This window comes from Methanosarcina sp. DH1 (assembly GCF_020804205.1).
Classification (GTDB): Archaea; Halobacteriota; Methanosarcinia; order Methanosarcinales; family Methanosarcinaceae; genus Methanosarcina; species Methanosarcina vacuolata.
In genome coordinates this window covers 196,760-209,335 of sequence record NZ_WJBJ01000002.1, presented here as the reverse complement: position 1 = coordinate 209,335, position 12,576 = coordinate 196,760, and the positions used below count along the sequence as shown (strand labels likewise).

Genomic DNA, 12,576 nt, shown 5'->3' with positions numbered 1-12,576 from the left:
TCTCCAAGAAGCACAGCGAAAGGTTCGTCTCCAWYATGGTTTCCGGGGATAATATCAACGTGTGTATGTTCTGCAAGTGTTTCGAGGAAGCGAGGAATTTCGTCTTTCTCCTGCCAGGAGACCTTAGGAACATTATGTTTCACGTCCCCAAGAAGTATTACTCTATCAGGGGAATTTGCCTGGATATAGCCAAGAAGCCTGTCCAGCCGCCCTTTCATCTGGCTGGGCAAATTGATCCCGCTCCTGTACAGCTCCCACTCGATCCCGAGGTGGATGTCTGCAACTACCAGTGAGGTTTCGGTGTTCCTTATGATAAGGGCAGGTTCTTCAATAATAGGTGTTATTTCGGGTGGCATAGTCGATAAAAGGTTGTTTTTCAGGATTTGAAAGTGTATATCAGACAGCAGTCTGAAACGGAGTTAATTTTGACTTCTTGTAATATATACTTTAAGTCATGTAACTAAAATAGGAAGTATAAATGACTCTGTTCCAAAATCTGGTGTCATGGCAACTTAATTATGATACGTTAATAAATAGACAACTCCTCACCCGTCGTAGTCCCTTTCTGAATTATAATGACTCATAACCAAATTTTTCAGACACTCTATTTTTGCATTTATTGAGAGCCATCTGGTGTTGAGTCAACAACAAAATGTCGTATAAAATCGATTGCAATTATTCTGAATTATTGAATCCTTGATGATTGGCTCGACACTGGCGTACTGAAATCAAATTACATCTCTCTCCACCCTAAAGAGACTATCCGATAATTCAATTGCAATAAGTCGGTTTATACCATTAAAGGCCAGTTCCGGGGAGAATAATAATCCCCGGAAAAACAATATGAGGTACAGTAAATATTCAAATCCAGATTTTACTTCTCATACTTAAGTACATCATCAATAGTATCCACATACTCGATGTTGATTCCCACCTCTTTCTCTATGTACTCTTTAGCATCTACGACTTCAGACTGCTTCTCAATGACATTAAAACCGCCAAGCTTCCTTTCTACATATTTATATGTAACAAGCTGGTTGTTTTCCCTCGGAATGAGGAAAAGGATTTTGCCCCCGGCTTTTGCTGCCTTAGCTTTTTCCAGAACTCCACCTATCTGACCGATATTGCCTTCATCGTCAATCGTGCCTGTAAGGGTTATACTATTGTTCAGTTTGGTATTGTTATCAATGGCTGAAATCGTAAGCATGGTCATGAGAGCTCCTGCGCTGGGACCATCGACTCCCGGAGTTTCATTCGAAGCGGTAATGCTGAAAATAATATCACTGCTTGACATTTGTCTACCGGTTTTGTTTTCAGCGACGAAAACGGCAGTGTTTGCAGCATCCTGGAAGACCACACCCATCAGAGGAGTTGTCTGGACAAGCACACGGCCTTTTCCAGGCTGGATCTCAGTTGAGATATTGAGCAAAGCTCCTTCCTCAGAAACATTTTTCCATATAAAGGAACCTGATCTCTCAAGTTTTACTTTCTGGAAAACCGCAGGTCCCTGGAGAGTAGCAAAGCCTTCAACTCCTACAGGACATATTTGAGAGCCATTTTCAAGCTCAAAGACTCTTTCGCGATAGGACTTTAACTGAGAAGCATAAGACTGAAGCGATTCATTACTCTGATTTATCTGCGTCTTAAGGTTTTTATTTTCCGTTTCAAGGGAATTTATTTGAGTCTGCATTTCTTGGACCTGTTTTCCCTCAAAGGAAGGCTGTTCTTCAAACAGGACAAAGTAAGCGTTTGCAAAAAGCGAAATAACCAGTAAAAAAACAAGAAGTTTGGACTTCATACCACCTATCACTTTCGATTTGCTTCTTTAGATCATACTTATTCTTCCTTATGGAAACCATGCCTGAAAACTGCAAGAGACATTTAGAACATATAATCACAGATTTAACTTAAAGACTCAATGGTAAATATGTTAGTTACAGATAAATGAATATGTTGATTATCGAGTAGTTAGTAGCCTGATTACTTGTAAATGCATCAATACATCAATAAACAAATAAATAAACAAATAAATAAACAAATAAATAAACAAATAAATAAACAAATAAATAAACAAATAAATAAACAAGTAAATAAACAAATAAATATCCTGGTTGCCAGTAAATGAACACCCTGATAACTGAAAAGTGAACACATGGATTCAGGAATCTCTCTATTCGAATCCATAAGCTTAAACTAAGAATTTATATAAGGGTATATGCCGAGTTCAACCTTACTTTTCAGGGATTTCCTTTTCAGTCTCCTCTCCTTTATCCTTCCACATTAACATTACTTTCAGGTTTTTCTCATTTTCCGATTTGGTGATAACTGCCTTTCCATTCATTGTCAGCAGTAAGTTAAAAGTCAGTTCCATCTGAGATGGTCTGAACTCAGGGGGAGTGTCCTCCAGATTGCCTACAACTTTTTTAGAAATCTCCTTAATCATAAGCATCGCATTATCAACCGATTCTGTGGATTTCTCTTCCAGGGCTTTAGGAGATACGAGCGCAAATTTTTTTATTGTACCTGGAGCATGCCCCAGTTCGGCTAGAATATACCCTGCTTTTAAGGACTCCCTGCCGGAATTCTCAACAACTTTTTCATTAACAGTGACTTTTTCATCAACAGTTACTTTATCCAGAAACTGTTCCCCCCATTAGGCGATATGGGCGCATCTCACAGAAAAAGAGAGTACAACCCTGAGTAAGAATAGATTAACGTAAATAAAATAGTATATAAATGAATAAATAATTATGGTTCTTCGTTGTTTTGTGTGGATATTCTCATAATGTTCTCATAATATTCTCATAATGTTCTCATAATATTCTCATAATGTTCTCATAATATTCTCATAATGTTCTCATAAAAACCAATCAGGTCTTGAATTGAAAATCATTTTATCCATAGGGAATGACGAAGAGCCATAATCGTTTTGAGAATTCGAGTTAAAGAAGTTCAGACCTTAGTAATTTTATAAACTTTCTTCGGCTTCTTTTACATTGGGCCCTTCTTTTGTATCCTGTACAATATATCCCATAGATTTTATTTTTTCTCTGATAGCGTCTGAAACTGCCCAGTCTTTCTTTTTTCTGGCAGCTTCACGCTCTTCAACCAGTTCCATCACTTCTGTGGGGATTTTCTTTTTTTCGGACTCGTAAAAGAGACCCAGAGCATCCGAAAACTGTCTGTATAGAGAACAGAGATTTTCAAGGACCTGTCGATTTTTTTCGGATTCAAGATACCTGTTAGCTGTACGTGAAAGTTCTTTAAAAACCGTTAGGGCTTTCGGGGTATTGAAATCGTCTTCAAGAGCTTCCCTGAACTGGATATCAAGTTCAGGAAGGGTATTAAGAACCTCTTCGTCTCCAGGATAAGCGGCATCCTCTGCGCTTTCCAGGCTAAATTCAAGGTTATCGAGCGTTTCTTTAAGCTTTAAGTAATTATTTTTAGCATTTTCTGCAAAGGCATCGGAATAGTCAAGCTTTTTACGGTAGTGGACTGAGAGAAACATAAAGCGTACAACTTCCCCACCGTACTTCCCGACAATCTCGGGCAGGGTGAAGACGTTTCCTTTGGACTTGCTCATCTTTTCTCCTTCAACTATGAGGTGTTCTCCATGAATCCAGTTGCATGCAAACGGTTTTCCGGTTGCCCCTTCCGATTGCGCAATCTCATTTTCGTGGTGAGGAAAAATAAGGTCCACTCCTCCTAAATGCATATCCAGAGTGGGCCCAAAGCAGTTCATGGCCATCGCCGAGCATTCGATATGCCATCCAGGACGGATTTTTCCCCATGGACTCTCATAATAAATTCCCCTTTCGATTTCCTCAGGGATTGAAGCTTTCAGGAGAGCGAAATCACGGGGATTGTCTTTATCATATTCATCCACATCCACCGACGCGCCAATTATAATGTTATCAAAATCAAGCTTTGAGAGTTTGCCATAATCCGGAAATGCTGAAATTCTGTAATAGACCGACCCGCCTTTTTCATAAGCCATCCCTTTATCTATCAGCTTTTGCGTAAGTCCAATCATGCTGTCAACATTTTCCGTAGCTCTAGGGTAAGCTGAAGCCCTTTTTATGTTCAGCATATCAAGGCCCTTAAAAAACTCTGCCGTATATTTATCCGTAAAATCCTTAAGTGACATTCCGGCTGCTTTCGAATCCCTGATGGTTTTGTCATCTATATCAGTAATGTTCATTACAAGTTTTACTTTATATCCAAGGTACTCAAGACTTCTCACAATATTATCTGTCATCAGAAAAGTACGATAGTTGCCTATATGCGGCATGTTATAAACTGTAGGCCCGCAGGCGTAAATCGAAACTTCACCTTCCTTTAACGGTTTGAAAATCTCTTTCTTTCGTGTAAGGGTATTGTAAACCTGGAGCATCCGGAACGCCTCTGGAAATTTAAGTACCTGACTATCTGTAAAAACATTTACTAAAAGTGTGACTAGATCTCTTTAATCTATTTGAATTTAATATAAGAATAATATAATTCATGTATTATTACCTAATTGTTTAGAGATGCTTTATTACTTCCGCTGCAAGCTTTTTAAAAACGGCTTGAGCGAAAAACTCAGCAAAACTGCGTGGTCGTCGTGATCACAAGCCTTTTTAAAAAAGGCTTGACCGAAAACCGTGGTAACATTTAGCCGTGGTAACATTTAGGTTTGAGGAACTTATCCCCAAACCCTATCCGGCGTGATCAACCGGCGCAACGGTTGCGGGTCAACGGTTGCAGCTCAACGGTTTCAGGGCAAATTTCCCTCAAATATAGATATTCCAGATTTCTGCAAGATCTTTCCCAGCCGGAAAAGAGGAAGGCCGACAACATTAAAAAAGTCTCCTTCGATCCTTTTCACAAAGGCTGCCCCTTTTCCCTGAACAGCAAAAGCCCCTGCTTTATCAAGGGGTTCTCCTGTTCTGACATAGGCTGAAATCTGTTCATTGCTTATTTCATCCATCCAGACTGTTGTGGATTCCAGTTCGTTGATTTCTGTCCCGCTGTCAAGGTCAAGGACTGTAAGCCCGGTTATAACCAGAAATCGCTGTCTGCTTAAGAGTTTCAGCATTTTCTCTGCTTCCAGTAGTTCCGATCAGACTGACTTCCGAATGATAAAAACAAATTGAACTCACTTTTTATCCACTAATTTTCAAAGTAGACTATATTATTGATCAGATTTTAAAATTCTTAAGCTATAACTTTCACTTACATTTTTCAAAAAATCAGATCACATTGAGTAATTTTATAGCATACGCTATTAGGTTCTTAAATTTTAATATGAGATGAATTATATTACAGTTAATCGAGTGCGTAGCACTCGATTTCTTTCTTCATTGAACCATCTCAAACAATCCAGTAACACACTAACAGGAATAAAATTCAGCGACTTTAGTCCATATCTTACAGCTTTGTTTATATCTTCATTTATTAATGATTTTAGCTCATAAGCTGTAATTTCTAGAACTGATTTTAGCATATTTAGCACATTGTACATGATACATTGAATAATAAAGAACAATACTCTTGCTACTGGAGATTTTGTACATGATCGTATCTTGAACTCGTTTTTCACTCTATATCCAGTTTCTATATTCCATCGTTTTCGATATTCTTCAGGAATCATCTTTTCAAATTTTTCAATTGATTCTGCTTTTTTGTTTGTAGCAAACAGAAGATACTTTTTCTTTTTATCATTATATATTGCCACAATATTGAAAGAGGGTCCTCCTTTCTGAAATCGATATTCAAAAATAGTTGAAGTATTTCCATACTCTTTTTGATGATTTTTAAGTTCTTTATTAATAACTTTATTTGATTTAGCTGCTATAACAAAATTGACTTTAAGTTCATCCAATTTTGAAATCACATCTGTGTTAAAAAATTCTTTATCAAGGTATCCTGTTCCTGTTTTTACACCTATTGTTTTAAGTCTTTTGAATAAAGATCCGATTAAAAGAGAATAATTCTTGTTCAAACTATTGATGTCTATTACGTCAAGTGTTAAGTGAGAAGTTCCAATTATATCAAGAGTACAGAACGATTTACCCCATGAACTACCATTCTTTAGTTTTATTCCCCTAATACCAGGAGTATTTTTGTCTCCATAATACGAAATGTCATGAAAATCAATAGCTATATCATGAATATTGTTTTCAAGTTTCATCATTTTGAAAAGCTCAAGATTCATTTTTCTAAAAGAGGAAAGAATATCTTCAATTTTATTTTCTTTGATGTAATTGAAAACAGTATCTGCTGAAGGTATCCTTGAGTCAAGATTTTTTCTTTGTAGATCATTACTTGCAGATTCAAGAGAGTCTGTAGAGGATGTTGCGGCATGCAACAATACGTTTAAAGTGTCCTGACATTCATAATTTGCAGATTCTGGCAAAGTTATTATATTATATTTGCTAATCAATTCAGAGGATACAGCCAGCAAGCTGGCTGTATCTGTGGTCATGGAATCGTTTTTTGTTGACATTAAAAATGAATTCCATGATCTAATAAAACTTTTTTTCGGTTAATTATAATTAGTTAATAATGTTCTAAATTCAGTATTCGGAACTTGGGTTATTCGGAACTACTGGCTTCTTCGGAAGATTTTGGTTTTCCCATAAGTTCTCCATTAAAAAGCACCGAAGTATCAGCAGAAATTATAAGCCCGGAATTGAAGTGTTTAGCCACGTCTCTGGCTTTTCCGGCGGAGTTCCTTAAGACAAATTCTTCAGGGAGCAGACCAGGGTAAGTAGATTCCATATAGGAACTGGAATAGACCAGGAAATTATCGCCTATAAGCTGTTTAAGCAGTTCTTGTCGCCTTGGAGATGCAGACGCGAGAATAATCTGACGCATTGGAAGAACTCAGGATGCATGGAATATATTTGTGTTGCAGATAGAGGAGACATTGAAATTAATTAGTGAAATTTTAATTAGTGAAATTTTAATTAGTGAAATTTTAATTAGTGAAATTTCAATTAGTGAAATTTCAATTAGTGAAATTGTTGATTATCCGCGAATACTTTCAAAGAACCTCCTTATATTGCAGAGATCCTCAGGTTTTCCCAGAAGGATGCAGGCATCCTTTGCATGAAGGATGAAATTGCCTTCTGGAGTGTAAATCAGATCCGAGCCTCTACGAACCGAAAGTACTGTAACTCCGTGCTTTGTCCTGAAATTCAGGTCTGCAAGGGCTTTTCCATCGAAACTTGAACCATCCTCTACTTTGAGAACCTGAATATCAACTCCCGGAAGCCCGTCTTTTATATTGAACTCACTATCACCACATGTATTCCCGGACAATTTCCGAAGCATCCGGTAGCCATTAGCTCGCACATCATTTACGAGTTTTTCAATGTCTTCTCTTGGAACCAGATACTTTTCCAGCACGCGGACAAAGATTTCTACTGAAGTTTCATACTCCTCGGGGATGATTTCATCAGCTCCCAGGGAATTAAGGCGTTTCATTTCCTGTAGATCTCTCACCTTTGCGATGATGCAGATGTTCGGATTCAATTTTTTTGCAATTTCTACTATCTTACCTGTGGCATTTGAATCCGAGATCCCTATAATAAGAACTCTTGCATTCTTAACGCCTGAATGTTCCAGTACAACCTCAAAGGTTGCATCTCCATAGTGGATGTTCTCCCCTTTCTGCTTTTCCTGGGCAACAGTTTCAGGGTTTGCTTCTACGATAATATAAGGGATGCCTGCTGCTTTTGCAGCCTTCGAGACTGTTCTTCCGGAAAAACCAAAGCCTACTATGATTAAATGATCTTTCATTTCAGGCTCGGCCTGTTCTTCCTCTTTAATAGGTTTCGAATATAATCCATGTATTAGCTTCATGCCATTGGTTGTTTCTGAAACTTTTGTGACAAGGAAATCGATAGGCTTGTAGGAAGAATTAATCAAAAAAGGCGTAACTCCCATGGTAATTATAGAAACTGCAAGAAACGCCTGGTAAGTATCTTCAGTCATGAGAGAATATTCCACCCCCAATCGGGATAGAACAAAAGAAAATTCTCCTACCTGAGACAACGCAAACCCTGTCAATATAGCTGTACGGAGCGGGTAGCCGAGAAGAAATGTTATAGTTACTCCTGCTATTGATTTGATAATAATTAAGGCAATTGAAGCAAGAATCAGGATAGAGAGATGATCAAGCAAATATCCGATGTTCAAGAGCATCCCTACAGACACAAAAAAGAAACTCATGAACATATCTCTCAAAGGTACAATATTGCCCATTGCTTGCTGGCTGTACTGGGAACCTGATATGACAATCCCAGCTAAAAACGCGCCAAGGGCAAGAGACAGTCCTATACTTGAGGTAAAGAGAGCGGTAGAAAGGCAGATGAAGACAACACTGACAAGAAATAACTCTTTATTGCCTGTCCTGCCCACATGGTAGAATATATAGGGAATCAAAAATTTGGCACTCAGGATAAAAACCAGAATGACCAGTGAACCTTTGAGAAAAACAGTTGAAAGTGAACCTTCAAAATTTAGAGAATCTCCAGCTAATAACGGGGTAATGAGAATTAGGGGAACGATAGCGAGGTCCTGAAATATCAAAATTGCAAGTGAGGTTTTCCCATGTTGTGTATAAACTTCGTTTCTGTCCTGGAGGACTTTGAGTACTATTGCAGTACTGCTAAGCGAAATTAAGAAGCCTATAAAGGCAGATGTAGCTGAGCTGAAGCCTAGAGAAGAACATAATATGAGGACCAGAAACGTAGTTAAGAGGATCTGGAGAGTTCCACCCAAAAATAAAGCCTTTTTCATCTTCCATAGTTCTTTTAAGGAGAGGTCAACTCCAATTGTAAAGAGCAAAAAGATTACACCGAGATCGGCATTCAGTTCATTCTGTCCTCCATTGAGAATACCAAGCCCATATGGACCAATCAGCATTCCGGTTACAAGAAAACCAAGTACAGGAGGGACTTGAAATCTGTAGAAAATCGTGAGAATCAAAATAGCAAAGCCAAGAAGTACGTCAACGTTTGCCAGTAAAGAGGATACCATTTATTTTTCTCCTCCATATGTTGAAATAGGGCTATTTGAGCCTTTAGAATTCTTGAAAAACCTAAGATAGACCCGAGAACTAAGTATTAAGATTATATCCGTCAGCTCCAAAATTTTGCAACTGTTCAATAACAATATTTATTAAAAGATATAGTATTTTCGGTTCTAAACCAAATTCTCATAAATCCAGGAAACTGCTTTCATGGCATCTAAAACTAAGAACAACTAATGAAATAAAGTGAACAAAAAGTGAAATTTAAAGTGAACAAAAAGTGAACAAAAAGTGAACAAAAAGTGAAATTTAAAGTGAACAAAAAGTGAAATTTGAAGTGAAATTTAAATACACTGCTTAAATATTAAATGAAAGAGTCAATAAGAGATTGAGAAGTAAATATTAATTATGTTGAGCATATGGAATAAATGAATGATCAGGTTGCTCTTCCATGTTGACAGAAATGATTATTTGGATTTGCATTTTTGAGATCATATTCCTTCCAGACTTCACATGAACTGCAGATGCATTGTCTATCAAAATCAAGATCCTGACATGTGGCAGGACCTTCCGAGCAATAAACTCCCGGAACTTTCTCGGGATCCGGAACCTCACCTGCAGGCGCATTTTTCAATGCCTGTTTTACACTCTGACCTTCACTCTGCGCACATCGACTATTAGCCTGAACCGGACACTGCGAGCATCTACACCTGTTAATATTTTCTTTTACATAAGGAACCACAAACTCTGTTCCTCTTTCAAAAGTTACATTCCTGTCTCGAGGTGTTATGTTCTTCTCTTCGGTTGGTGCATCTCTTCTCATATTCTATTACCCCCAAACTTAATACTCAAATTGGTTTTTATTCCCCAAGTAATTATAGAACCAGTTTTAGAATTTTTAGTTCATTGTAAATTTAGAGGTCTGGAGAATAAAAGTCTTTTCAGTTACAGAACGAGTATAGAGTAATCACAGAGCGAATATGTAGTAGTGATCTTAAGAGACTAATGCATTTCAGGTTATTTCATTTCAGGTTATTTCGTTTCAGGTTATTTCGTTTCAGGTTATTTCGTTTCAGGTTATTTCGTTTGAAGTTACTGCAATTGAAAGAAAACAGGTTTCAATTGAAATATATTGGAAAAGCAGGACGATAATTAGAATTGTTGGTTGCACTGATAAGCGAAAAAGTAAAAATCGGAGGGTTGTGGACGGTAAAACCGTTTCCTTCTCTGAGGTAGTAGGTGATACAGATTAGAAACATAGGCTATGTGATCTCAGTTATGGGAGTCTTCAGCCTCCTTATCTTCCGAACTGACAACCGGATACCCTGCATCAATCCAGGCATTAATACCTCCTACCATATTATAAACCTGTGAATATCCTGCGTTTACAAGCATTATACCTGCGGTATCACTTCTGCGTCCTGTTCTGCAGTAAACCAGTATTTTCTTCTGAGGAACTTCATCTATGCGAGCCTTGAGCAGCCTATCCGAACTCAAATTTGATCCAAAGGCATTGCTTACTGGAATTAGGGTCGCTCCTTTGATATGAGATGAGTTAAACTCATCAGGCGTGCGAACGTCAAGTACGAATACGTCGCCTTTCTCAATCATCTCTTTTGCTTCCTGTACACTTACGTTTTCAAGTCCTGAGGTGTTTTCCTTTCTTTGTTCCGAAAAGATTAAAAGTGCTACCAGAAGCAGAAAAATAAGAGCACCAAAATGCATCAAATTTCCTTTATTCAATCAAACTCCTCCAGCGCTATATATTTGAGACTTTGAAAAGTTAATGGATACATTTATTTCTTTGTCATATGCACACGGTTTCTGTGAACTACTTGTTTCTTCAAAAATTACTTTCCAGATACAACTCTATTTCTTAAATAAACTAAGCCAATTATAAACTAATCCAATTTTCACTTTAAATTTCTTTTTGTTTATATTGGTGATCTCCAGTCTAGCAGTTTATCGAGTAAACTCCTAATCAAAAAATATAGCACTAAAGGATGAGCTAAATTTGGTCAAAAAAGTTAATTGAGAGTTAAGAGATAAATCCTGTATAAATTAAACCAGTAACAGGAAAAATGTAACGCTAACCATCAGGTACAAAGTAGAAGTTAGCAATTTGAGTCTCAGGAATTTATCCTTAATCAAGCTATACCTAAAAGTTAGAAATTATCCCTAAAAGTTAGAAATTATCCCTAAAAGTTAGAAATCCGAAAAATTAGAAATCCGATAAGTTTCAAAAAAATACAACAGATTCGTACGATTATGAAATTTATGAAATATAAAACGAGACTCATTCGTAAATGCATTTCGATGACTGCCATCCAGTGTAGGGAAAGAAACTATGCAGTTTAACTAAAGAACCAGTCGCATGAGAATTCAAACTGTCTAATCCATAATTATGTGATAGAGGTACGTGCTTACGCCTCTACTACTTAAACGCATAATTTCTGTTAAGAGTACTCCCCATAGAAACTCTAAACTTGAACTATTAAGGACTTAATGGTCCCTGCAGCCTGATGTAAGACATTACGAATGAGTAATAATTTGTTTCATACTTATATCATGAAAGCCTGGTTAATTTCACTAGCAATCAAACCAATCGTCGCTTAGTCCATAGAAGCAATCATTTCCAAAGAAGTAATTGGATTCGAAGAAGCTACCTCCAAAGAAGGCTTCGAAGTCAAAGTCACAGTCACATTTATCCTTTTTACAGCATTTATCTTTGTGACCGCATTTATCTTTGTGATCGCATTTATCTTTGCATCCCCAGTCACTGCATTTATCCTTGTCGCAGTCGCAATCATTTTTCCAGTAGCCTGCACTGGCTGACCCAGCTGTAAGAGATGCTACAAAAAAGACCAGCACTAACACACTTATTGTCTTCCTAAGTATTCTCATTTGTACACACTCCTTCAATTTGATACGACTAGACTGTCGGTGTTTCAACCAGTTTTATCGGTAGATACAGCACTTAAGTATAATTTTATCACTTAGTTATTGACGTTATTCTGAAAGACATATTACTGACAGATTTTGATCTATTACTAACAGATTTTGATCTATTACTGACAGATTTTGATCTATTACTGACAGATTTTGATCTCATTTGATGTGCCGAAAAAATTTGCCGATTAAAATTATCCCAAGTTGCCCCAACAAATAGTACGTACCAACAGGAGATTATACTCAAAGAATATAATAGATATAGAAATATAAATAAGAAACCATTGTTAATTAAAAGAATATATTTAATAATATACTATTTACAGACTCAGTCCCAAAATCTAGTGATAAAAGTAAGTGTAACATCACTACACAAAATTATAATTCTATAATTATGTAATGATGTTACGGCAAAAACAATGGTAACTATAAACCTTACTCTTAATAACTTTTCGGAGCTCCCTGCTCTCTTAGACGTTTTTGGTTGTTTTGGAAACGATTATGAATATACCACACGAGGAATTTTTCGTAGAAAAATTCCTCCAGTCTGTTCAATTTGTAGTACTCCAATGGTTCATAATGGCTATAATCCTCATACTAAAGAAGGT

10 protein-coding genes and 2 pseudogenes are annotated in these 12,576 nt (G+C 37.1%); 1 reads left to right on the top strand and 11 read right to left on the bottom strand.

What is annotated here, in order from left to right; translation table 11 throughout:
* The 11 genes and pseudogenes from FXW07_RS01375 to FXW07_RS01325 form a co-directional block, all read right to left on the bottom strand.
* Positions 1-356: pseudogene (locus FXW07_RS01375) on the bottom strand (metallophosphoesterase); the annotation flags it as partial.
* A gap of 518 nt (positions 357-874) precedes the next feature.
* The gene (locus FXW07_RS01370; RefSeq protein ID WP_229393410.1) at positions 875-1,798 is read right to left on the bottom strand and encodes a S16 family serine protease; all 924 of its coding nucleotides are present in this window, start codon (positions 1,796-1,798) and stop codon (positions 875-877) included.
* Between the two features lie 432 nt (positions 1,799-2,230).
* A complete protein-coding gene (locus FXW07_RS01365) occupies positions 2,231-2,485 on the bottom strand; it encodes a CU044_2847 family protein (protein ID WP_229393419.1) in 255 nt (84 codons plus the stop codon).
* 483 nt (positions 2,486-2,968) lie between these two features.
* A complete protein-coding gene (gene cysS, locus FXW07_RS01360) occupies positions 2,969-4,393 on the bottom strand; it encodes a cysteine--tRNA ligase (protein ID WP_229393409.1) in 1,425 nt (474 codons plus the stop codon).
* 363 nt (positions 4,394-4,756) lie between these two features.
* Positions 4,757-5,077 (bottom strand): Maf family protein, encoded by a 321-nt coding sequence (locus FXW07_RS01355; RefSeq protein ID WP_229393408.1) that lies wholly within the window; start codon positions 5,075-5,077, stop codon positions 4,757-4,759.
* Between the two features lie 219 nt (positions 5,078-5,296).
* A complete protein-coding gene (locus FXW07_RS01350) occupies positions 5,297-6,487 on the bottom strand; it encodes an ISH3 family transposase (RefSeq protein WP_229393407.1) in 1,191 nt (396 codons plus the stop codon).
* Between the two features lie 89 nt (positions 6,488-6,576).
* Positions 6,577-6,858, bottom strand: coding sequence for a Maf family protein (locus FXW07_RS01345; RefSeq protein ID WP_229393406.1), 282 nt, complete (start codon positions 6,856-6,858; stop codon positions 6,577-6,579).
* Positions 6,859-7,011: 153 nt separating this feature from the next.
* On the bottom strand, positions 7,012-9,027 hold the full coding sequence (locus FXW07_RS01340; RefSeq protein ID WP_229393405.1) for a cation:proton antiporter: 2,016 nt from the start codon (positions 9,025-9,027) through the stop codon (positions 7,012-7,014).
* 428 nt (positions 9,028-9,455) lie between these two features.
* On the bottom strand, positions 9,456-9,842 hold the full coding sequence (locus FXW07_RS01335) for a DUF2769 domain-containing protein (protein ID WP_229393404.1): 387 nt from the start codon (positions 9,840-9,842) through the stop codon (positions 9,456-9,458).
* A gap of 449 nt (positions 9,843-10,291) precedes the next feature.
* Positions 10,292-10,762, bottom strand: coding sequence for a rhodanese-like domain-containing protein (locus tag FXW07_RS01330; protein WP_229393403.1), 471 nt, complete (start codon positions 10,760-10,762; stop codon positions 10,292-10,294).
* 846 nt (positions 10,763-11,608) lie between these two features.
* Positions 11,609-11,923 carry a hypothetical protein gene (locus tag FXW07_RS01325; RefSeq protein WP_229393402.1) on the bottom strand — a complete coding sequence of 105 codons (315 nt, stop codon included), beginning with the start codon at positions 11,921-11,923 and terminating at the stop codon, positions 11,609-11,611.
* Positions 11,924-12,387: 464 nt separating this feature from the next.
* Here FXW07_RS01325 and FXW07_RS01320 point away from each other — a divergent pair.
* Positions 12,388-12,576: pseudogene (locus FXW07_RS01320) on the top strand (ISNCY family transposase); the annotation flags it as partial.